This is a genomic window from Paenibacillus sp. SC116 (assembly GCF_024733555.1).
Taxonomy (GTDB): domain Bacteria; phylum Bacillota; class Bacilli; order Paenibacillales; family Paenibacillaceae; genus Paenibacillus_B.
In genome coordinates, this window is record NZ_JANIOF010000002.1 from 380,219 (window position 1) to 403,502 (window position 23,284).

20 protein-coding genes are annotated in these 23,284 nt (G+C 44.6%); 16 read left to right on the plus strand and 4 right to left on the minus strand.

Annotation, left to right across the window (positions count from 1 at the left end):
- Positions 1 to 327: 327 nt before the first annotated feature.
- Entirely contained in the window at positions 328 to 1,419 is a 1,092-nt protein-coding gene (locus NQ117_RS13430) for a M24 family metallopeptidase (RefSeq protein WP_258278539.1), read from the minus strand.
- 713 nt (positions 1,420 to 2,132) lie between these two features.
- Between NQ117_RS13430 and NQ117_RS13435 the strand changes: the two genes are divergently transcribed.
- On the plus strand, positions 2,133 to 2,813 hold the full coding sequence (locus NQ117_RS13435) for a TorD/DmsD family molecular chaperone (RefSeq protein ID WP_258278540.1): 681 nt from the start codon (positions 2,133 to 2,135) through the stop codon (positions 2,811 to 2,813).
- A gap of 284 nt (positions 2,814 to 3,097) precedes the next feature.
- Here NQ117_RS13435 and NQ117_RS13440 read toward each other — a convergent pair whose 3' ends face one another.
- From NQ117_RS13440 to NQ117_RS13450, 3 genes are all read right to left on the minus strand, one after another.
- Positions 3,098 to 3,412, minus strand: a complete 315-nt coding sequence (locus tag NQ117_RS13440) for a DMT family transporter (RefSeq protein ID WP_258278541.1) — start codon at positions 3,410 to 3,412, stop codon at positions 3,098 to 3,100.
- Positions 3,412 to 3,759 carry a DMT family transporter gene (locus NQ117_RS13445; protein ID WP_258278542.1) on the minus strand — a complete coding sequence of 116 codons (348 nt, stop codon included), beginning with the start codon at positions 3,757 to 3,759 and terminating at the stop codon, positions 3,412 to 3,414. Before NQ117_RS13445 ends, NQ117_RS13440 begins: the two co-directional genes overlap by 1 nt.
- Positions 3,760 to 3,865: 106 nt before the next feature.
- Positions 3,866 to 4,441 carry a TetR/AcrR family transcriptional regulator gene (locus NQ117_RS13450; RefSeq protein WP_258278543.1) on the minus strand — a complete coding sequence of 192 codons (576 nt, stop codon included), beginning with the start codon at positions 4,439 to 4,441 and terminating at the stop codon, positions 3,866 to 3,868.
- 349 nt (positions 4,442 to 4,790) lie between these two features.
- Between NQ117_RS13450 and cls the strand changes: the two genes are divergently transcribed.
- The 15 genes from cls (at position 4,791) to NQ117_RS13525 (ending at position 23,248) form a co-directional block, all read left to right on the plus strand.
- On the plus strand, positions 4,791 to 6,308 hold the full coding sequence (cls, locus tag NQ117_RS13455; RefSeq protein ID WP_258278544.1) for a cardiolipin synthase: 1,518 nt from the start codon (positions 4,791 to 4,793) through the stop codon (positions 6,306 to 6,308).
- A gap of 254 nt (positions 6,309 to 6,562) precedes the next feature.
- A complete protein-coding gene (locus tag NQ117_RS13460) occupies positions 6,563 to 7,438 on the plus strand; it encodes an ABC transporter ATP-binding protein (RefSeq protein WP_258278545.1) in 876 nt (291 codons plus the stop codon).
- Positions 7,439 to 7,779: 341 nt separating this feature from the next.
- Entirely contained in the window at positions 7,780 to 8,442 is a 663-nt protein-coding gene (gene sdaAB / locus NQ117_RS13465; RefSeq protein ID WP_258278546.1) for an L-serine ammonia-lyase, iron-sulfur-dependent subunit beta, read from the plus strand.
- A gap of 29 nt (positions 8,443 to 8,471) precedes the next feature.
- Positions 8,472 to 9,338, plus strand: coding sequence for an L-serine ammonia-lyase, iron-sulfur-dependent, subunit alpha (gene sdaAA, locus NQ117_RS13470; protein WP_258278547.1), 867 nt, complete (start codon positions 8,472 to 8,474; stop codon positions 9,336 to 9,338).
- A 292-nt stretch (positions 9,339 to 9,630) separates the two neighbouring features.
- Positions 9,631 to 10,692 (plus strand): type 2 isopentenyl-diphosphate Delta-isomerase, encoded by a 1,062-nt coding sequence (fni, locus tag NQ117_RS13475; protein ID WP_258278548.1) that lies wholly within the window; start codon positions 9,631 to 9,633, stop codon positions 10,690 to 10,692.
- A 241-nt stretch (positions 10,693 to 10,933) separates the two neighbouring features.
- Entirely contained in the window at positions 10,934 to 12,712 is a 1,779-nt protein-coding gene (locus NQ117_RS13480; protein WP_258278549.1) for a methyl-accepting chemotaxis protein, read from the plus strand.
- A 230-nt stretch (positions 12,713 to 12,942) separates the two neighbouring features.
- A complete protein-coding gene (locus NQ117_RS13485) occupies positions 12,943 to 14,301 on the plus strand; it encodes a sodium-dependent transporter (RefSeq protein ID WP_258278550.1) in 1,359 nt (452 codons plus the stop codon).
- 193 nt (positions 14,302 to 14,494) lie between these two features.
- Positions 14,495 to 15,436, plus strand: a complete 942-nt coding sequence (locus tag NQ117_RS13490) for a hypothetical protein (protein ID WP_258278551.1) — start codon at positions 14,495 to 14,497, stop codon at positions 15,434 to 15,436.
- 526 nt (positions 15,437 to 15,962) lie between these two features.
- Positions 15,963 to 16,907, plus strand: coding sequence for an ACP S-malonyltransferase (locus NQ117_RS13495; protein ID WP_258278552.1), 945 nt, complete (start codon positions 15,963 to 15,965; stop codon positions 16,905 to 16,907).
- A 2-nt stretch (positions 16,908 to 16,909) separates the two neighbouring features.
- Positions 16,910 to 17,662, plus strand: a complete 753-nt coding sequence (gene fabG, locus NQ117_RS13500) for a 3-oxoacyl-[acyl-carrier-protein] reductase (RefSeq protein ID WP_258278553.1) — start codon at positions 16,910 to 16,912, stop codon at positions 17,660 to 17,662.
- Between the two features lie 55 nt (positions 17,663 to 17,717).
- On the plus strand, positions 17,718 to 18,248 hold the full coding sequence (gene fabZ / locus NQ117_RS13505; RefSeq protein ID WP_258278554.1) for a 3-hydroxyacyl-ACP dehydratase FabZ: 531 nt from the start codon (positions 17,718 to 17,720) through the stop codon (positions 18,246 to 18,248).
- Positions 18,249 to 18,797: 549 nt separating this feature from the next.
- Complete coding sequence (locus NQ117_RS13510) at positions 18,798 to 19,268, plus strand: acyl-CoA thioesterase (protein ID WP_258278555.1); 471 nt, start codon at positions 18,798 to 18,800, stop codon at positions 19,266 to 19,268.
- Between the two features lie 42 nt (positions 19,269 to 19,310).
- Positions 19,311 to 19,604: an acyl carrier protein gene (locus NQ117_RS13515; protein ID WP_028593862.1), complete on the plus strand. Its 294-nt coding sequence runs from the start codon at positions 19,311 to 19,313 to the stop codon at positions 19,602 to 19,604.
- Between the two features lie 68 nt (positions 19,605 to 19,672).
- Positions 19,673 to 20,785 carry an aminomethyl transferase family protein gene (locus tag NQ117_RS13520; RefSeq protein ID WP_258278556.1) on the plus strand — a complete coding sequence of 371 codons (1,113 nt, stop codon included), beginning with the start codon at positions 19,673 to 19,675 and terminating at the stop codon, positions 20,783 to 20,785.
- A gap of 9 nt (positions 20,786 to 20,794) precedes the next feature.
- Positions 20,795 to 23,248 carry a beta-ketoacyl-[acyl-carrier-protein] synthase family protein gene (locus tag NQ117_RS13525; RefSeq protein WP_258278557.1) on the plus strand — a complete coding sequence of 818 codons (2,454 nt, stop codon included), beginning with the start codon at positions 20,795 to 20,797 and terminating at the stop codon, positions 23,246 to 23,248.
- Positions 23,249 to 23,284 lie beyond the last annotated feature (36 nt).

The following is a 23,284-nucleotide window of genomic DNA, read 5'->3' on the forward strand; positions in this document are numbered from 1 at the left end:
CTTCCTTCACAAGAAGGGTATAAAAAAAGCCCATATTCGAACTAGGGCTGCGTGGGGTGCATCCATAGTTCAGAAATAGGGCTTCCGTCCGTACGGTCAGCTATGTCTGATTCAAATCATTGAATCTAATACTAATATTTCCATTATTTTATTTCAAAGTAAACCAACTTGTCAACTAGGTTATTAATAAATATTTATTGGATTTATGTTTAGGCATGCCATTCTAACAATTGGAGTCGATTGCCCAACGGATCATGGATATAGAAGCGGGGCTACGTATATAAAAAAGTGTGCGGATTCGAAGGGATTCCGCACACTTTATTGCTGTTATACGCCGATAACGGTCAATTCTTTAGGGAAGGAAGTCAATACACGTACGCCATCTTTCGTAACGACGACATCATCTTCAATCCGCACGCCGCCAACGCCTGGTACATATACGCCCGGCTCGATCGTGAATGCCATGCCTGGTTGAAGCGTATCTTCATTTTGCTCATGAATAGAAGGATATTCATGCACATCAATACCGAGGCCGTGGCCTAGGCGATGCGTGAAATATTGGCCGTAGCCGTTCTCTGTAATGAGATCACGTGCTGTACGGTCTAGGGAACCGAATGTAACCCCTGGTTTCACTGCTGCAATTGCAGCTTCATTTGCTGCCAACACGGTATTATAGATAGCTTTCAATTCATCGCTTACTTCACCGACTGCGAACGTACGCGTAATATCGGAAGCATAGCCGTCCAAATAAACGCCAAGGTCGAACAAGAGCAGGTCGCCTTCTTGAATACGGCGTGTACCTGGAATGCCGTGCGGCAATGCAGAATTATCACCTGTAAGTACCATCGTAGAGAATGACGGACCTTCCGCGCCTTGCTTCTTCATTTCATATTCCAGTTCTGCTACAACTTCTGCTTCTGTCATGCCGACACGAACGCGTTCTACAACGTTGCCAAGCACCGTTTCGATGCAATCAACAGCAGCCTGCATGCGTTCAATCTCTGCGTCTGTTTTTACAACTCGCAATGCTTGCAGCTCTTGACCAATGTCTTCAACCTTCGCAGCTTGCACGACAGCTTGCAGTGCTTCATAGCGCTGTACTGTCATATGCGCCTTCTCAATTCCAAATGAGTGAAGGGATGCAGGCAATTGTTCACGTAGAATTAGATAAGGGTTGTCCGTGTCTTTATGTGTCACGATGCGCGTAATGGAAGAATCAGCAGCAGCTTTGTCTCCATCTAGAGCAGGGACGATCAACACGGGTTCTTGTCCTTGTGCAAGTACGATGCCGAGAAAGCGTTCATGCGGGTCGCAAGCAAAGCCTGTAAAATAGTAAACATGCTTAGGATCCGTAATAAGCATAGCATCCCATTGGTGACGCTCCATTGCTTTATAGAGTTGTTGTACGAGGTTGTTCATGGTGTAGTCATCCTTCCGTTCTAAATTCGATCATATATCGACCATATCATGTTTAACTGATAAATGCGAATTTCATCTAGAAAGCAAGGGGATTTGCTTATGTAAAAGGAAATTGACATGGGTTTAAGGAGTGGTTGACTTTTAGGCAAGATCTGTTGCATTCATGCAACGGTTGCCACAGAGGTTATTCAGTTCAAATTTCCTTCGTTTAAAATGTAAAGGGTGCCAGTGAGCTTATTTTTCAGAGGGAGCGGTATCATTCAGCAGCCTTGCTGCAATAAGCGCTCCTATGACCGTTACAATATGAAATCGAATGATTTTGTAGAAATAACGTCAATGACGACCGTTAGAGACCCTATGCTATTGTCCACGTTTATGTCGTAAGTACAGTAAGTATATTTCCAAATGTTACACGTTCCTCGTGGAACAATTTTCGACTATATTCGACTTCGGGAGAAAGTTTGAAAAATACACAGAGATGAATCCTTATTGGAGATAGATATTATATTAACTAACAAAATGGAAATTTTGTGGCATCATTTCCCGACTAGTGCCGAACTGAGAACAGTTCGTTCTTGCCTTGAGATGAGGTTCACATAATGTTCGAAAACTAGCTCTTTTTTTTGATTTTTGCCACACTATTTCATCTTTATCTATGGGAAAATGGAAATGTAAGGATAGCAAAAAGGATGATTTTATGGAGGGGACCGACGATGTCGACAGTGGCAGTACAGCCAGTCCATTGGAATGAACAAACCGTAGAACAGTTAGAGATACGAAAGGCCGGTTATCAACTGTTGGTTGATTTTCTTGGAGAAGCACCAACACTTGAAGTGATAATGTCTTGGCGCAATCATCCAGAACTGATTAGATTGTCACAGATCTCAGAAGGAGCACGTATCGTTCATGAGACATTGTGCAAGATGACAGCAGAGGATATGTATCATTTGTTCGCTCGCTTGCGTGATGAATATGCACGTTTGTTCAACCGTGGAGGCGAGCTACCTGTATCTCCATGTGAGACGATGTATCGTGCGAACGAGCAGATGCTGCCGAAGTCTTACGCACAAGAGGTCTGCAAGGAATATGAACAGTTCAGCCTTCACTTCAAGAAGCTGAGAGGCGAGACGGATGACCATATTGCGATTGAACTGGAATTTATGATTACGTTAATTGAGAAAATGCTGAATACGGTGATGACCGAAGAAAGATTCAGCCGCTATATGAATGGGCAGCGTCGTTTTGTGAAGGAGCATTTGCAATGTTGGGCAGCAAGCTTCGCTGATGATTTGAAGCAGTACACGACACATCCATTGTACGGTGCGATCGGTACGATGTTGCAAGAATTTGTAGCACGTGAAGCGCATTGGGCAGTAGATGGGGATGCAGCATAGAACATTGGCTGTTAACAACCTTTTCAACTACAAAGGTGAGCTTGATTTCGTATATTAGCTAGACATACGATACACTTATAGGTGTGTGGGTCCAGTATTACTAAGGAAATTTGACGTAGGACATAGTGAGTATATACGTTTATATAATAAAAGAGCTGCCCACAGTCATGTACATATGACCGAGACAGCCCGTGAGACCTGCCATTGAGGCAGGTCTTTTGCTTATATAAATGGTAGTAGTGCTTCGAATTTATGCAGTACGAATACCTACTATATTGCATCGTCTACGCTAACAGCTTTAGACCAACAACAGATGCGACAATGACCGCGATACACAAGACGCGCTTCCAATCTTTCTGTTCCTTGAACAGTGTCATTCCTAATACGGCACTACCAGCTGTACCGATACCTGTCCAGATTGCATAAGCAGTACCCATGGAGATGGACTCCATTGCATATGAAAGCATCGAGAAGCTTATTCCGAAGGCTGCGGCCAGCATCAGGTAAGACTGCCAGTTGCGATGCGTTGTAACACGCTTTATCGCGAATACGCCTGCCACTTCAAACAAACCTGCTGTGATCAAAATCAACCATGCCATTATGCTGCACCTTCTTTCGCTTCTTCATTTTCGTCTTTCGTCACCAGCTTAAGGCCAATAACGGCACTTGCCAATGTTGCAATGAAGAATAGTTTAACTGGGTTGGCAGGTTCACCGAATACAAGAATCTCCATTAATACGGTACCAGCTGTACCGATACCTGCAAACACAGCATACACCGTGCCCAGCGGAAGCTTAGAAGCTGCCTCAATTAACACCTTAAAGCTGAGTCCAATGGCACCAATGGTCAGTGCCCAATGCCACCATTCCGTCGAATATTTTAGTCCGGATACCCAGAAAATTTCTAGAAATCCGGCTAAGAGTACCAATCCCCAATGCTTGTTCATGATGATTCTCCCCTTTACTCCTTATCAATTTGTATAAATGTTATTAGCTCTACAGAATAAATTCCTGTTGAACGCAATCCATAAATGGACGCTAATGTTAGCGCTGCTATTTGCTCAATCCTCGCCAGAACATCAACCACGCTGCTTCCAGCCTTCGTGATGCCCGTTCAGGACCACCGTACAGCAGTTCCACGAAAAATCCATCGAGCAAGCATAGGAACGCCCTAGCAGCTTGCTCTGCGTCCACATCACCAATCTCACCCGTTTGTACTGCAGCGGTAATACGTGAATCTACATATTTCTCCAAGGTGTCCAAATACGTATACAGCCGTTCCATTACTTCTTGTTCCATCCCCGAAGGCGGGAAAAAGGAAGTACGTAACATGAATTTCATGTCTGGATGCGTATCATACCGTTCCTGATAAGTGCTTAGCATTAACGGCAGCATCTGCTGCAGCGGCAGCTCACGTTTCTCTTCGGCCAGCTTTGTAATGTAGTTAAGCTCTGATTGAAATACATTTTGCACGACCCGCAAAAAGAGGTCATCTTTACTTTTAAAATGTGCATATATCGAAGGCTTCTTAATGCCGACCTCTTCAGCAATCATGGCGAGCGAAGTTTCTGCATAGCCATGCTCCGCAAAGTGGGTAAGTGCAACTTGTTGGATTCGGTTAGCTGTCATATAAGGAGGCCTCCTTATTATCATTATTTTGTTCCAATGATGCTGTTCCTACTGGATAAACAAGCTAGAGAATTCTGTATGCATCTGGCTGTTCACTTACCTTAATTAAAAACGATGTTGTGGAAGTTATTTTTAACTACCTAACGGTCGTTAGTTAATATGCTGTTATTATTTCACAAGGGGATATGTCTGTCAATATATATTAAAAAATCTTTTTGGATTATTTTTCTTAAGCAGCGTTTGGGCGGTAGGCACAGCGTGTAATGATCGTTGTCCAAAAGTAGATTGGCAAGTGAAGTGAGATAAGGGCATAATAAACATATAGACATCGAAGTGGAGGGCACACGTAATGAGAAGGGGCATGCAAATTACATTATTTCTAATAATGCTCTTAACGCTCGGCTACTACATAAATGATACATTTGGTCGAACAATTGCCACGACGCTAAGTATTTTGACTACTTTGGCGGTATTAACGCTTGCTATTATTATTTTCATGGAGAATCGACATCCATCCAGTACGATGGCTTGGCTGTTAATTCTAGCACTTATTCCTGTGCTAGGCTTCGTATTTTACTTGTTGTTCGGGCAAAATTATCGCAAACGGCGTAAATACTCGAAGAAGGCCAAGCGTGATAAGGAAGAATATACATTTTTAAAGGCACAGTGGATCGAAAGTCAATACACAGCCAGAGAATTTACGACAGAACAGCGCAAGCTGCTGCTGCTTATGAATCGGATTAGCAGCAGCACAGTTAGTTTCTCTACAGAGACGAAGGTGCTGACAAATGGGGAAGAGACCTTTTCCGCCTTGCTTCATGAGTTGCGAATGGCTCAGCATCACATCCATATGGAATACTACATATACCGCGATGATGATATTGGCAGAGAGATTCAGCAAATTCTTATTGAAAAAGCAAAAGCTGGTGTACATGTTCGTTTTATGTATGACGCGGTAGGCAGTGTTTATTTGAAAAAGAGCTTCGTGCGAGAAATGTGTGAAGCAGGTGTTCAGGTGGCTGCATTCGGTCCCGTACGGTTCCATCTTGTGTCCAACAAGGTTAATTACCGCAACCACCGCAAAATTGTCGTTATCGATAGTAGCGTTGGATTTATGGGCGGATTAAATGTTGGTGATGAATATTTGAGCCGCAACAAGACGTACGGCTTTTGGCGGGATACGCACATGATTATTCGAGGGGAAGCTGTACAAACGCTGCAAGCTATTTTCCTCAAAGATTGGCGTCATATGACGAAGGAGAAGGTTGTAGATCCGAAATACTTTGTATCTTGCAACACGTTGAACCCAGAAGCAGAGCATGGGGCTGTCCAAATCATTGCGAGTGGACCTGATCAAGAATTCCAAACGATGAAGAACTTATTCTTCTCAATGGTTACATCTGCACAGAAGTCGATTTGGATCGCTACACCATATTTTGTACCAGATGAGGACTTGCTTACTGCACTTAAGGTTGCTGCTTTATCGGGGCTTGATATTCGATTGCTGTTTCCTGCGAAGCCGGATCGCTGGCTGCCATTTCTTGCGTCTCATTCCTATTTTCCAGGGCTTATTGAGTCTGGAGTCAAAATATATGAATATGAAAAGGGCTTCTTGCACTCTAAGCTTGTCATTGTGGATGGGGAAATTGCGACTATTGGCACGACGAATATGGATATGCGCAGCTTTTATTTGAACTTTGAGGTGAATGCGCTGCTTGTACGTACAGATAGCATAGAGCGGCTTGTGACAGACTTTGAACGCGATCTTCAATCTGCAGCTCGTATTAATGAAGAACAATTCAAAAAGAGGAAGAAGAGAACGAGGTTTTTGGAATCTTTAGCTCGTTTATTCTCTCCGTTATTATAGTAGAAACTTTCGATTCAAAAAGGGTTATTGGCATGCTTTTAGTAAGCGGAGTATGCCAAGCCCCTTTTTTTTGTTATCGATATCCGAAAAAATTCAACCTATATTGTGCCATGGAAACGATTGACTATCTAATGGGCATATGTCATCATAGAGGAAAGATGAGAACGATTATCATTATTTTTAATGCTTGCAGTTTATCAATATAGGTATGGGGTTGGAATTCGAGCTGGGCCCATACGTTGAGGAGGGCCGTTATGGCAGGATTACAGACTGAATCGATAACGTTAGCCTATGATGACACGGTCATCGTAGATCAGTTGTCTTTAAATATCCCACAGGGGAAGATTACAGTACTAATCGGCAGCAATGGATGCGGCAAGTCAACGCTGCTGCGCTCGCTTGCTCGTTTACTCAAGCCAAACGAAGGCTCTGTCCTCTTGAATGGACATGATATTCATACTTCTTCGACGAAGGAAGTTGCACGCAAGCTCGCTATTTTGCCTCAAGGACCTGTTGCTCCGGAAGGATTGACAGTACAACAGCTGGTGAAGCAGGGCAGATATCCTTATCAGAGCTGGCTTAAGCAGTGGTCGGAAGAAGATGAGCGCTGTGTCAATCACGCTTTGAAAGTAACAGGGATGGAAGAACTGAAGCATCGTCCAGTTGATGCGCTATCAGGCGGCCAACGTCAGCGTGCATGGATTGCGCTAACATTGGCTCAAAATACGGATATTATCCTGTTGGATGAACCTACGACTTATTTGGATCTTAGCCATCAAATTGAGATCCTCGATTTGCTATATGATTTGAACCGTGAAGAAGGCCGTACGGTTGTCATGGTACTGCACGACTTGAACTTGGCTTGCCGCTACGCGGATTATATCGTTGCCGTGCAAAATAAAGGCATTTACGCAGAAGGCGCTCCAGAAGAAATATTGTCCCCAAAACTTGTGAAGGATGTATTTCAGATGGATTGCATGATCTGCTGCGATCCGATCTTTGGCACACCGATGTGCGTGCCTCACGGAAAAGGACGTAATTGCATCAAAGATGCATTCACTTTCAAGCAAAATGCTGATCTGCTGCGTACTGTAGCTACTGATTATTCCGCTTTGGCAGCAGCGAAATAGTTGCAGCAATGTTTTAAAAATGATCATACATAGCCCACCTTTTCACACATTTACAGTTGAGAAGGGTGGGCTTTTTTGTGTTTTTCCAGGTATACGGTGAGGGAGGGTTAATCGCAGATCCCTTTCTTCAGCTTAGAGGGTGTGCCTTGCTGCTGAAATTTTGGCTTAGTTAGGCAGTGTTGTTCGAGTTCTATAATTATCCATGTCAACATTTTCAAATAAAAATTGAAAAATTGAAGTTGGAGAATGTATCGTTGTGGCGTACAATTAGGGTTGTTCGTGCATTTTACGCACACAGTGGATAGAGAAATCATATTGAATAGAAGACGGAGGTGCGCTTTATGAAATATCGCAGCGTCTTTGATATAATCGGGCCCATTATGGTAGGTCCATCAAGTTCACATACTGCGGGAGCTGCAAAGATAGGCAGGCTTGCTCGTAGTATTTTTGGGCGTCAGCCGCAGTCGGTGCACATCTCGTTGTACGGATCATTTGCTGAAACGTATAAAGGTCACGCAACAGATGTAGCCTTAGTCGGCGGGTTGCTGGATTATGAGCCGGATGATACGAGATTGCCAGAAGCACCGCGCTATGCAGAAGAAGCAGGAATGGCAGTTACGATTACGACCGAGGATGCGATACCTGAACATCCCAATACGGCTCGTATACGCATGCAGGATGAACGCGATAATATGGAAATCGTCGGGATCTCGATTGGCGGCGGTAAAGTTGAGATATGTGAGCTGAACGGATTTCCGCTTCAGCTGTCTGGTACGTGTCCTGCTATTTTAATCGTGAATGAGGATCGATTTGGCGTCGTAGCTGCAGTTACACAGTTGTTAAGCAGAGAGCAAGTAAATATCGGCAATATGAAAGTATCGCGCAAAGAAAAAGGCGAGCGTGCACTGATGATTATAGAAACCGATGAACGAATGAAGCAGCCGCTGTTGGATGAGATCAATGAGCTGGCGGGCGTCATTCGTGTGCTTCGAATGGAAGATTAATGTTGGCTAAATAGCTGAGGGGGTACACTATGTTTCGCAATGTAGCGGAGCTAATTGCATTGACGGAGGAGCATTCCTGTTCGATCGCAGAGATTATGATCGAGCTGGAGATGAAAGCCACGGATAGAACGAGGGAAGAGATTCGTGCCCAGATGGGCCGCAATCTGGATGTGATGGAGCAAGCAGTGGAACGTGGTTTAGCTGGTGTTAAATCGCACTCTGGCTTGACGGGCGGAGACGCTGTGAAACTGAAAGCATATATGAACAGTGGCCGAGGCTTAAGTGGAGATACGCTGCTTGATGCTGTATGCAAGGCAATCGCGACAAATGAAGTCAATGCCGCAATGGGTATGATTTGTGCGACACCAACGGCTGGTTCCGCAGGGGTTGTGCCAGGTACTTTGTTTGCTTTGCGTGAGAAGCTGAACCCAAGCCGAGATGAAATGATTGATTATTTGTTCACGTCTGGTGCATTCGGGCTTGTGGCGGCGAATAATGCATCTATTAGTGGTGCTGCTGGTGGCTGTCAGGCGGAAGTGGGCACTGCTTCAGGTATGGCGGCGGCATCGATTGTAGCTCTTGCAGGAGGTACTCCGAAGCAATCCGCACAGGCGATGGCAATTGCCCTTAAGAACTTGCTAGGGCTTGTCTGTGACCCAGTAGCAGGATTGGTTGAGGTTCCTTGTGTGAAGCGTAATGCGATGGGTGCAGCCGTGGCGATGATGGCGGCAGATATGGCGCTTGCAGGTATTGAGAGCGTTATTCCATGTGATGAGGTTATCGAAGCGATGTATCGTATCGGTCAAACGATGCCGGTCGCTTTGAAAGAAACCGCGCAAGGCGGGCTGGCTGCAACACCTACAGGTGAACGGTTGAAAAAGCAAATTATGCAGTAGCAGGTTTCATGATGAGGATATGTTATCCGACTGAATATTGCTATGTTAAACAGCTGAACATATACGGTATAATAAATATTTGATATTCTAAATGTTACAAAGTATATGTGCATTCCAATGCTTCCTTTGGATATGCACTCGCGTAAGGGAATAGTGGACAAGCTTATCTAATAAGTGATTATAGCATGCAAACAGCGTGTAAAACTGTGATATAAGCTATTGCTCACTTCATCTATCCTAATTGCGCATAAATCCAAGCTGGAGCAGCGTGCTGCCGAGGAGGTCGTAACCGATGTCAGAACGGAATAGTCAGGCTGCGCCCGCGCACGGTGCAACCGAGCAGCGGAAAGCGGAGCATGTTCGCATATGTTTGGATGAAGCAGTAAACAGTGTCGGTGTATTAACGGGACTGGAGCAATATCGTTTCCTTCACCAGGCATTGCCCGAGATAAGCTTCGATGACATTGACCTGTCTACGTCATGGTTTAGCAAGCGAGTCGCTACTCCTTTGCTAATTAGCTCAATGACAGGCGGCAGCTACGGAACAGGCAGTATTAATCGCCGATTAGCTGAGGTGGCTGAGGCGCGTGGATGGGCAATGGGAGTAGGCTCTGTACGTGCGGCAGTGGAGAATCCAGAGGTGGCTTCTACGTTCCGATTGCGAGATGTTGCGCCTACTATACCTATTTTCGCAAACATCGGAGCTGTTCAGCTCAATGCAGGCATGGGTATTGAAGAATGCCAAAGAGCTGTAGAAATTGTAGAGGCTGATGCGTTGATACTTCACTTAAATGCACTTCAAGAAGTGTTTCAACCTGAAGGGGATATTGATTTTAGCGGATTGCTGTTCAAGATCGAACAAATATGCCGTGAACTTTCTGTCCCAGTGGGTGTGAAAGAAGTGGGCTGGGGGATCGCTGCTGATACAGCGGTACAGCTTGCTAATGCTGGTGTTGAATTTATTGACGTCGCGGGTGCAGGCGGTACTTCATGGATTCAGGTGGAAAAGTATCGCTCCAACGATGCGATGAAGCGCAGAGCTGCTGATGCGTTTGCGGATTGGGGTATTGCGACCGCTGATAGTGTCATTCAAGTGCGCGAAGCGTTACCGGAAATGAAGATTGTCGCGAGCGGTGGGCTGCATAATGGGGTTGAAGCAGCTAAGGCTATTGCTTTGGGTGCGGATGCTGCGGGCTTCGGGCGATCGCTGTTGCAGGCAGCTGTTGATTCCGATGAAGCGATTGATGATGTGTTGGCTCAGATTGAGTTCGAACTTCGCGTAACGATGTTCGGCATTGGGGCACGTACGATCGAGGAGCTGCGCCATACGAAACGTCTTTTGAAAAAGATATAACAGGAGCATAAGTAAGTTCATATTGCTTAGTTCTAACGAGCCGATGACAGCGGATAGACCGCTGTATCGGCTTTTTGAAATTACGGCTATTATATGTTGTATTTTATATGAGTATTTAACTACATATACATCAGAGTACTAGTGCATATGTAATTGACCGTGTACTTCATTGATTAATTGGCTAGAAGTGCCGGGATATGTATGTAGAGTGGCTGGATCTTTTACATCGGGGGCTGACAGCATGAAACAAAAGGTAGCAACTATCACTCGTTCAATGCAAGTTGTTTTTCAAAAGAAGAGAATGTCCATTAAGCAGCGATTCATTATTCTTGTAAGCATTATTACGGTTGGATTTATTATTGCGGGAACGGTGTCTAATCTTCATTCGAGGACACTTGTCGATAGCATGGATCAAATGTACAACGAACATATGCAAAATGTCATTCGCGCAGAGAAAATGATGCTTGCCTTCAAGCAGTCTGAGTTGTACTTGGAACGTACGATTGAAAGTGAAACGATGGATGAGGCAACGGGGCATGTCAATGACTACATGCGCTTCATTATGGAGATTCGACAGCCGCTGCAGGAAATCGTTAAGAGTGGACATGGGCAGCAGGCGGTAAAGTATTTGGAAGCGATCGAGACACATTTATTTAAGTTGGAATATTTGGCTGCAGAGATGAAAGGATATATTGCTGACGGTAAGTTGGAACAATTTAAAGCAGAAATCGAAGCGGAAATAAGACCGATTGAGAAAAAAGTTTTCGCTGATATGCTGCTTATTGAGGAAAGCAGTGTAAGGGCAGCGGAACAAATTTATTTGGATAACAAGTCGGATGCGATTCAAAGTCGCACGTTAAATATTTTCATTATGATTGTTATGGCTATCAGTTGTATATGGATGGGAATAGCAACAAGTAAGGCGATCCGCAAGCCAATTGACTCGCTTCAGCATTTGATGGCTAGAGCAGCAGGCGGAGATTCGAGTGCTACAAGTACGGATATAGGCACTGACGAGTTAGGTCGTCTATCGGTAAGCTACAACGAAATGATTCAAGGCCTGAAGCAGCTGATTGAACTCATTCAAACGAGTACCAGTGTGCTAATGGATAATGTATCTGTCGTTGCTGAATTTGCGGTACAGTCTCAGCAAGGCGCTCAACAGACGGCAGCGGCAATGCAGCGAACAGACGAAAGCGCCAAGCGCCAACAGTCTTCTGCTGGAGAAACGCTGCGCGCGATGGAGGATATGGCAAACAGCATCCAGCATATTGTTCACGCTACGACTGAAGTTGCCGATATTACACAACATGCAAGCCAGCATGCAGCGCAGGGAGCTACAACGATGGAGCAGGCCGTTACGGAAATGGATCGTGTCCATCAAGCCGTTCAGAGCGCTGATCATACGTTACAAGAGCTGCAGCAGCATTCGAAAGCAATTGTTCATGTGATTACGATTATTCAGCAAATTAGTTCGCAGACTTCCTTATTGGCAATCAACGCCTCCATCGAAGCAGCTCGTGCAGGTGAGCATGGCAGAGGATTCAGTGTCGTTGCGGATGAAGTTCGCCATCTTGCAGAACAATCTGGAGATTCACTAAAACGAATAAGCAGTATGGTTGATGCCATTCAGCGCAATACAGGGTATATGGCAGAGGCAATGTCTGAAGTATCTAATCAGACGCAAGCGGGTCAAGAGACCGTAACTGCAGCGGGTGTGATGTTCAACGATCTTCATCAGCAGATTAGCCAAGTGGTGGAGCAAACAGAGTCTGTATCGGCGTCTGTGCAAGAGATGAGTGCTTGCACAGAGGAAATTACAGCTGCCAGCTCGGAGATGGCTGCTCTGTCTCAGAATGCTGCGGAAGAAGTTCAGCTTGTTACAACGATGACGACCACGCAGCTGGATCAGATGAGTCGAATATCGACAATTTTAGACGAGCTGTATGAAATGGCATTCGGACTCGACGAGCAAGTCAATAAATTCCGATTAGAAGTAGAAGTAGACAGTAAGATATAGTAAGGAAAGTAAGAAGCAGTACGTGCAGGTAAGAGTAGTAAAGATCATTATGGGAACAGTAAATGGTAAAGAATAATCGCAAACAGGTACTGCCAGTATAGACTTTGGATACCGGTAACAATTACCTTTAGCAATTAGTGGTATGTTGTGATTAAAATGGTCTTTATACTTATCGGTCCTACGACCAGATCACAATCGGATATAGAGTAGAGAGGGTGTCCATCAGCAGCATGTCAAACAAGCAAGAAAGTCCTTCTACCGTAGACAAGAAGGCTGGCACAACAGAACGATTCAGTTCCGCAGGTTTTATTTTGGCGGCGATCGGAAGTTCTGTAGGTTTGGGTAACATTTGGAAATTCACTTACGTAACAGGACAGAATGGCGGAGGTGCCTTCTTCCTATTGTTCATTGCCTGCTTGTGTATCGTTGGCTTACCCGTATTATTAGGAGAATTAGCAGTTGGTCGTGCGGGACGCGGCGATGCCGTTATCTCTTTTACTAAGCTTTCAGGAAAGAAGTGGTGGGGCGCCCTAGGCTTTATTGCCGTTCTGTCTGCCTTTCTCATTATGACTTTTTACAGTACCATCGCTGGTTGGACGCTGCATTATGCGGTGCAGTCGATAAGCGGCGCTTTATTTGAGAGTTCAGATTATCAAGCAGTATTTAATGCATTTACAGCAAGTTCAGCTCCTATTTGGTGGCAAATCGTTATCTTTGGGATAACGGGTGTTGTCATTGCAAAAGGAATTTCAAGCGGTATTGAGAAGTTCAATAAAATTGTCATCCCGGGTTTGCTCATTATTCTTGTCATTATGCTCATGCGCACATTGACATTGGATGGTGCTGCGGAAGGTATTCGTTACTTCCTGTACCCCGATTTCTCACAGCTTACTTTCACATCTGCACTTGAAGCATTAGGCTTAGCATTCTTCTCGCTTTCGCTTGGTATGGGTGCTATGCTTACGTACGGTGCTTATGTGGAAAAACATCAATCTTTAACGGCAGCGACGCTTGCGGTTGGGGCAGGAGATTTGGCATATGCACTCATTGCAGGCCTCATCATTTTCCCGACGACATTTACATTCGGAATTGCACCGAATTCAGGTCCAGGACTTGTTTTCGTAGCGCTACCTGCCGCATTCGCTGCGATGCCATTCGGTAATTTGTTCGGGGGTCTCTTCTTTATCTTATTAGCGATTGCCGCGATCACGTCTTGTCTTGCTTTGATTGAAGTGCCTGCTGCGTACTTAATGCGCAAGTACGGTCATGGTCGTAAGAAGGCAACGATAACTGTAATGATTGCGATGTACGTGGTGGCTCTTCCTGTAACATTAGCAGCAGGTGGTGTGTTGACGGATGTCAAGCTTGGTGGTCGCAATTTGTTTGACTGGTTGGATTTCGTAACGTCTAATATTATGCTCCCGCTCGGTGGCTTGTTTGTGACCATTCTAGTCGGCTTTGTCTGGAAAGGCGCAGGGGAAGAAGCAGGTTTGAAAGGATGGTGGCTTAAAGCGTGGATGTTCTCGATGCGCTATATTGCCCCAATTCTAATTGTGCTTATCTTCCTCAAGTATGCAGGAATCATTTAAGAGTTAGTTGAGTAGGAAAAGAAAACATAGAAAGCAAACCTTCTTCGTATGGGAGGTTTGCTTTTTTTATTCAAAAATTAGTTTGAGAAAAATTACCATAAATAATAAATGTGTGTATGTGCAACCTTCGACATATATAGCCCGTCTGAAGCATGAACAAAAACAACAACACAACTTTGAGGAGGTACTAGTTATGAAAGCATGGAATAAACTTCTCCTAACTACAACAGCCGTTACACTTCTAGCACTACCATTGTCAGCATCCGCTCTTAGCAGCGTAAATGCAACAGGACCAGTTCCTACTGCAAAGGTTATCGAAAACAAGAAAGACCAAGCTGAACAAGCTGCTACAAAAGGATTATTGGAAGAGATTAAACATACAAAGACAGGCAGCCAAGTCCTTGTTAAAGGTGAAGGCGTACGCCCAGTAGATCAAGATACGATTATCCTAAATATTAATAGCAGTGTGCCAGTTGTTGACCAACATGGCAAACCAGCTGATTTGGTGGAAGCCTTGCAGCAAGAATGGACGGTAACTGCCTATTATAACCCAGCAATTACGAAGAGCTTGCCAGCTAAAGGCAATGCGGAGAAGTTCGTAGTTGAGCGTCCGGAGGTTAAAGCGATGGTATCTACAGGTATCGTTGATTCCACAGGAAAAGATCGTGTCGTTATGGTTGGCGATAGCAAAATTGTACTGAACTTGTCTGAAGATACAGTGATCACAGATAAGAACGGCAAAGTGCTTAAGCAGTCCGATCTGAAGGCTGGTCAGCGTATTGAAGCTCACTATGGCCCGATGATGACAGCAAGTTTGCCGCCAATCAGCCCAGCTCAAAAGATTGTTGTCTTGGGTGAAACAAGCCGCGTAGAAGGTGTTGTCGCGAAAGATATGAGCAAAGATGCGAAGAGCATCCATATCGATACGGCAGGCGACAAGAAAATGGAGAACGATATGATTCTTCATATCAACGAGGATACTTCCATTATTAACATTGTTGGCACACCAGTGAAGCCAGAAGAGATCAAGAAAGGTACGAAGGTAGCTGCTTATCATTCTCTGGCAACTACATTCTCCATTCCTGCGCAAAGCAGTGCTTATGTAATTGTTGTGCTACCTGAACCAGTAAAATAAGACAAAGAACACAAACAACCCCAGTCGCTTATTAGCAGCTGGGGTTGTTTGTGTTCTTGTATAAAAAAAGGGAGAATGTCGTTCAATATAGGAATAACCGCTTATAGCGATGTTGAAACATGTCTTCGTTTGACGAAAGATAGAACTTATTGTCAATAGGATAAAATATTCATTTTCGAATATTTTTTTGATTCAATAGGAGGATAAAAAAGGAAGACGCCGAATACAAATATTGTCGAATTCTCGATTATGTCATTTATAATGCAATCGCAATAAAGGAGGTGGAAAGCAAGATCAGAAGTTTTTAATATCTGTATATTATCCACATGATTTGAACCTATCGGATTTATATTTCCTGCGCATGAACCATTTTTCTAATTTTCGAGAGAGCAACTAGTACTCTTTATAAGCTAAACTCACTTCATTTCTCTTTCATTCGTCATATCTTCTTTAATGCCATACACAAGCGCTGCTGAAAGATAGGAAGCAGACGCCTATTTCTAAATGCATAGTACGGAGGGGCGCTATGGGAAAAGTGGCTTTCTTGTTCCCTGGTCAGGGATCTCAAATCGTAGGAATGGGTAAAAACTACGCTAGAAGATTTGGCAAAGACTTTGAATCCATTTTTGAAGAGGCTAGTGATGCGCTCGGTTTTGATTTAAGGCAGCTTTGTTATGCAGGTCCGGAACGTGATCTAATGAAGACTGAATTTGCGCAGCCGGCTATTGTGACAGTTAGTAGCGGTATTTTGCGGGTGCTTGTTCGAGAAGGGCTGTGTCCTGATATTGTGGCTGGTCATAGTGTAGGCCAATTTTCAGCTTTAGTAGCTGCTGGTGTTCTATCATTTACAGATGCGGTGAAACTGGTACGCAAGCGTGGTGAATTCATGTCCGCTGTGCGGACACCTGGAACGATGGCTGCTGTTGTTGTATCACAACCAGAGCATATGTCGCAGGTGACCAGTTTAATCAAGGAAATGGATCTCGATATTGCCGGGATGAATACACCGAGCCAAATCGTCGTATCGGGCGCAAATCACATCGTTTCTATGCTATTGGAGCAGCTGCAAGCGATTCAAGGAATAAAAACGAAGCCGTTGGCCGTATCGCATGCGTTCCATTCTCGACTTATGGTTGAGATGGAAGAGCCATTGATGGCCTATGCTGCAGGTTTATCCTTCTGCGATGCTCAAATACCTGTTGTGCTCAATAAATCGGCAAAAGTAACAACAACAGCAGCAGATGTTATGGAGGATGTTCGAGCACAATGCACGCAGCCCGTAGCTTGGAGACAGACGATTGAAGCTATTGGTCAATATGAAGTCCAACATGTCATCGAAGTAGGCGCTGGAAATACGCTCACGGGGATGATGCGCTCATTCGGGGGCCATTGGAAAGGGCAATCTACAAACTCTCCTATGGAGCTAGAGAAAGTATTGCAACTGATGCGGAAGTTTAAAGAGGGGGCATAAGGATGGCATGGTTTGAGCAAGGGCAGGTTGCGGTTGTCACCGGCGGATCGAAGGGGATTGGCAAAGCGATTGTTCAAGATTTGGCTAGCCAAGGGGTAACGGTTGTTTTCACTTATTCTAGCAATGAAAAAGCAGCAATAAATATTGAAGCGGACATTATTGCCGCTGGTGGCCACGCAAAGGCTGTACAAGTGAATGTTGCCTATGAACAGGATATCAAACGACTGTTTCAAATCGTGAAGACAGAGTACGGCAGGCTCGATATTTTGGTTAATAATGCAGGCATTACGCAAGATGGCTTTTTGGCGGTCATGAGCGAAGCGAAGTGGGATGAAGTGCTGCAAGTGAACTTGAAAGGTACATTCTTGTGCGCGCGTGAGGCGCTCAAAGCAATGATGAAGCATAAGTCGGGCTCTATTATAAATGTGGCATCGACTAGCGGTATTACAGGCACACCTGGGCAAACCAATTATGCTGCTTCAAAGGGTGGAATGATAGCGTTTACAAAAAGCTTAGCTGCTGAAGCGGCGGCATACCAAATTAGAGCGAATGTAGTTGCTCCTGGATTTATCGAGACGGACATGACGAAAAAAATGGACAAGCAGGTACTAGCAAAATACATGGAGCATATTCCGCTCAAGCGTATGGGGCGTCCGGAAGAAGTAGCACATTTGGTCTCATTTTTAGCCTCAAGCCGAGCTTCCTATATTACCGGGAAAGTGTACACGGTGGATGGCGGGATGGTTAACGGATAGACGCACGACATGAGCAACTAACCATAATTGTTATACATACAAGGGGGATTCATAATTGAAAACGATACTGAATGCTGATGATATTCGTTTGCTTCTGCCGCATCGCTGGCCTTTTCTATTGCTCGACCGCATAGTCGAATTGAAGCCAGGCGTGAGTGGTGTTGGAATTAAGAACGTTACAGTGAGCGAACCGTTTTTCGAGGGGCATTTCCCAAAAGAATCGATTATGCCGGGCGTTCTTATCGTAGAGGCATTGGCCCAGATGACGGCACTCGTGCACATAACAGGTGCGTTATATGAAATGCAGCAGGGCGATGGCAATAGTGAACCAGTAGTTAGCCGCGAAAGTATACAGAAGTTGTTGGCTGGAGAAGGTGAAGATATTTCTTCAAAAGTGGGCTATTTAGCCTCGATAAGGGATTTCAAATTTATGAAGCCAGTTGTGCCAGGTGACCAGTTGTTATTGAAAGTTCAAGTGGGAAGATCGTTAGGCGCACTCTATCAAGTAAAGGTGTCTGCTATGGTGGATAAGCAAGCTGTAGCTGAAGGCAGCTTGAACGTTTCTCACCGCGTTGATCAGGCTTAATTGGACCACAGGGTGCATAGACAAACAACCTTAGCCGCTTGAAGTGACCAAGGTTGCTCGCTATATATATTTAAGGGGAACATGCTACTGATTAATCACCACATTCTATAAAGTTGAAACGTTAAAATTTTTTTGAAAGGAGAAGGAAAAATCAAGAAAGAAGCGAATATAAAAGAAATGTCGAAAATGCGACTATTTAATCAGAAAAAAGGGTTGAATGACCGATGTTGTCATCAATTGTAATCTGAATGGAGGGGAAATATTCCTAATCATTTCAATATGTAATTTTGTATTTAATCATCACTCATGCTAGACCAACCTACTTCACGTCTACATACATCATCGCTAACATCGTTTTATAAGCAAGTCCACACTTTTTTAATATCTAGTTTTCCGAATTCATTCTTTTCATTTTTCATTTCTTCTTTCTGCCCTATATCTTTTTATGTTTAAGAAACACACCACATTTATGAATTGGGCGAATTGTAAGCGATTACTCCTGTACTCGACTTTGCTGTTCTATTTTTCTGTATCTATTTTCGTGCAGGTTTGCATTCATATCGTTCATTCCACGAAGGAGGAATTCCTATTTATAAGCCGGTAACGATGGAAGTTCCTGTCCGTTACATTGAATGCGATCTCATGGGAGTAGCGCATCATTGTACGTATTTAGTTTGGTTTGAGTTGGGGCGCGTTGAAATTATACGTGTGATCGGGGGAAAAGCATTTGTTAACAAAAATAGCTTTGTCTTCCCTGTCATTGATATTCAATGTTCTTACAAAGCATCTGCTCGCTTCGGTCAAACGGTCATTATCGAAACGATATTGAAGACTCCGGATAAGGCGCTGCTTGAATTTGAATATCGTATTCTGCGTAAATATGGTCGCGAGCTGTTGGCAGAAGGACGTTCTGTTCACACATTGATGAATACAGATGGTCAAACGATCTATCAATTGCCAGGAACAATGAGAGAACGAATTGAGCAGTATCATAACGGCACGCTATGGCAGAAGCAGTAAATGGATTGAATATGTGTATATAGCCTAGGGAGGAATGCATAGATGAATACGTATGAGGCTGGCTTTGCACAGGCAGCGGAGAGAATGGCACTCACAAGCAAAATTAAAGAGATTATCGTACAGCGACTTGATATGGATATTGACCCGGCATTTATTACGGATGATCAACCGATTTTTGGGCGTGGCCTTGGTCTAGATTCTATCGATGCTCTAGAACTGTTAGTAGCCATTGAAGATGAATTTGGCGTAACGATATTTGATGATAACATGGCGGTTTTTGGATCTGTAAATAAAGTGGCTGACTATATTGTATCTAATACGAAAGCTGCTTCTTAATAGAAAATTATGCAGTCTTCCAACGGTAACAGATTAACGCTCATACTATGATGAAATCGGGTGATCACATGATAAATGTATTGAACATGTCCGAATTAACAAAAAGTTTAGCTGAGCACGGGGTACTTCGTGATGAATCAGGATACGGTGTAATTGCTGCCTTCCAAGGTGCAGAGCATGAATATCGTGCATTGCGCAATCATGTTGGCCTAATTGATTTGTCCGCATCAGGTCTTTATTTGATAAGTGGGGAAGACTTTGTTGAGTTTGTCAGTTCTTTGTTAACAAAGGATATTGATTTCCTTGATATAGAAAAAACATTGACTAGTCTCATGTTGGATGAAGATGGTCATATCATCGATATGGTAAGTGTATATCGTTTGGAACAGTCCATTCTTATTGAGACATCTGCAGCAAGAAGGGATAAAGTTGGAGCTTGGCTTGCTGAGCGTAAAAGTGATGGCGTTGAAATTGAGAATTGGAATGCTACAAGAACGATGATCGGATTCGAGGGGCCGTACGCTTGGCAGCTTGCGCAAACCATTGTACCATTTGATATTTCTTCGCTGCCTTATCAAGCATTCGTAGAAATCGAGCTGGAGGAAGAGCCGATCGTATTTATCCGCAGTGGATTCACAGGTGAATATGGATATAAGATCATCGTTCCGCATGATCAAGCGATTCCTACGTGGAAACAATTGAAAGAGTGGAAAGAGGAAGATGTATTGGTAGAGCCAGTTGGTTTCGAGGCGCTTGAGATTGCCATGCTAGAAGTGCGTCAACCTCGTGCTCAAATTGAAGCTAACGGATTGTCGGTATATGAAGCCGCTGTGCAATGGTTTGTAAGCTATCATAAGGAAGAATATGTAGGTCATGCTGCTTTGCAGCAGCAGCTCCAACAGGAGAACAAGCAGCATCTCGTTGGTTTTACAGCAGCCGATGCTTTAACTATTGAAATCGGGAACGCTGTTATGTTGTCCAGTAATAAGGTGGGTCGTATCGTTCAGCTCACTTATAGTCCTACACTTGAGAAGAAGCTTGGTTTGGCTTTGCTGGATGATGCATGTGCTGTATCCGGAATTGAGTTGGAAGGTATCAATGAAGCTGGAGAATCGGTTGTGCTAAATACAGTATCTTCTCCATATGTACTTCCAAAATCATGGTCCATTAAGATGATATGAGGTGATCCTATGGCAAACGATCAGGTTCGGATTGCGATAACTGGTGTAGGCATCATCTGTGCAAATGGACAAAATATTGATCAGTTCTGGCGCAATGTGACAGCTGGTCAGAGCGGGATACGGCTCGTTACGACGATCGATACGGCAGAGCTTGATGCTAAGCTAGGCGGCGAGGTGGATAGTTTTCGTCCTGAAGACTATTTTTCTGCGGAAGAACTTCAGCACTTGGATCGTTCAGGTCAGTTCGCAGTCATTGCAGCACGTGAAGCCGTGCAAAGAGCGGGGCTCGATATAGCAAGCTATGATCCTTACCGACTTGGCATCGTATTAGGCACATGCTTGGGTGGGTTGAGAAGCGGGGAAGAGTTTCATGAACAATGGATTCGCCAAGGGTTAGAACATACAGAAGAACATTTACTTATGAAATATCCGATGCATGCTCCTTGCGATAATATTGCTCATGATCTCGGATTAAAAGGACCGCGAAGCGTAATTGCCAACGCCTGTGCGGCTGGTACGAATTCAATCGGATATGCAGCTGACATGATTCGTATGGGGACGGCAGATATTATGCTTACTGGCGGCGTTGATCCGCTGGCTCGTCTGTCCTACAGCGGCTTCAATAGCTTGCAGGCATTGAGTGCTGGAGCTTGTGCGCCATACAGTACGAGTGCGGGATTGAACTTGGGTGAGGGTGGCGCCATCCTTGTGCTAGAGCGTATGGATATCGCTTTGCAGCGGGGTGCTACCGTTATTGCCGAGGTGCTCAGCTATGATCTTTCCGCTGATGCCTATCATCAAACAGCGCCTGAACCGGGTGGGGCCGGTGCGTTGCGCTCTATGAAAGGTGCGCTTAGGCGTTCTGGTGTTACGGTAGAGGATATTAGCTATATTAACGGACATGGCACAGGGACGCCTGCCAACGACTCTTCTGAACCGAAAGCTATGCGTTCCCTCATTCAGGATCAGCACGTTCCCATATCGTCTACCAAGTCGATGGTAGGGCATATGCTTGGTGCTGCTGGAGCAGCTGAATCCATTGTGTCGGCATTGGCCATACAAGATGGCTTTATACCGCCTACGATCAATTTTAACGCTGCCGATCAAAAATTTGATTTGGACTTTATTCCCAATGAGGGCCGTGAAATAGAGGTACAGGTGGCACTCTCCAATTCATTTGCATTCGGTGGAAATAATGCAACCATTTTGCTAGGGAAGTCTAAAGATCCATCTGGAAAAAGTTTATCATCTACACGCAAAAAGGTTCTTATAACAGGGGTTGGCGGACTAGCAGGAAATGCTGCTAACCTTCAGCAAATGGGGGACCTTGTAGACCGTGGAGAAAGTGGAATTAGTCCGATTAGATTGTTCGATTCAAGTCCTTATCAGCTTCATGAGGCTGGCCAAGTCCCTGAACTTGCTTATGCGAAGATGATCAATCCTAATCTACTTCGCAAAATGGATACGATTAGCAAGCAAGCTGTAGCGGCTGTGAAAATGGCACTGCTGGACGCGGGGATTGTTGTCAATCGTGCGAATCAGGAGCAAATTGGCGTTATATTTGCGACGGGGACAGGTCCCATTGAGACGGTCGATGCCTTTAATCGCGCTATTATAAATGATGGTATTAAAGCAGCAAATGCGAAGCTGTTCCCGAATACAGTAACGAATGCTCCTGCAGGCCATATTGGATTGAATTTCAACATAAAAGGGCCCACTTCTACGATCGCGGCAGGCGGTACTTCATTTATCAATGCGCTTTATTATGCGAATGCCATGATCCAGCTCGGCCAATGCAAGACGGTGCTTGTTGTTTCATCGGATGAGTTCAATGAACCATTATTGGCAGGATACCAGCGTATTTCGGGTTATTTGAGTAAAAGTGTCATTCGTCCGTTTGATAAACATCGAGACGGAGCTGTATTAGGGAGCGGCAGCTTCTGTTACGTCATTGAGAGTGAAGAAGCGGCTCTAGAGCGGCAGGCAAATGTGCGAGCTGAATTGAAGGGCTTTGGCATGACATCAGATGTTCGCTTGCTAGGGGGTATCAATCCACGAGGCACAGAATGGACCGATAGCTTCCGCGTTGCTCTTCATAATGCGGAATTGTCTGCTTCGGACATAGACTACGTGGCAGCAGCAGCTTGTGGACACCGTATTTTTGACTATGCGGAGGCACATGCACTTAATCGTATGTTTGCTGGTTCGGTTCCTGTTAGTGCGCCTAAGTCTTACTTTGGTGAAACACATAGCACAGCGGGAGCTATCGGTTTATGGACAGCGTTAAATGCCATACAAACCGGTCGTATACCGGCTACGCTGCATTTGAATAAGCCATTGCAAGGCGTCGATGTGGATTTTGTTACAAGCGAGCGGCATGATGTGACGGTTCGTCACGCCATGATCAGCTCTTTTGCCTACGGCGGCAGCTACAATTCATTAATTGTAGGTAGGTACGAATAAAAAGGAACCTCGAACGTGATAAGTAGACGTTCGAGG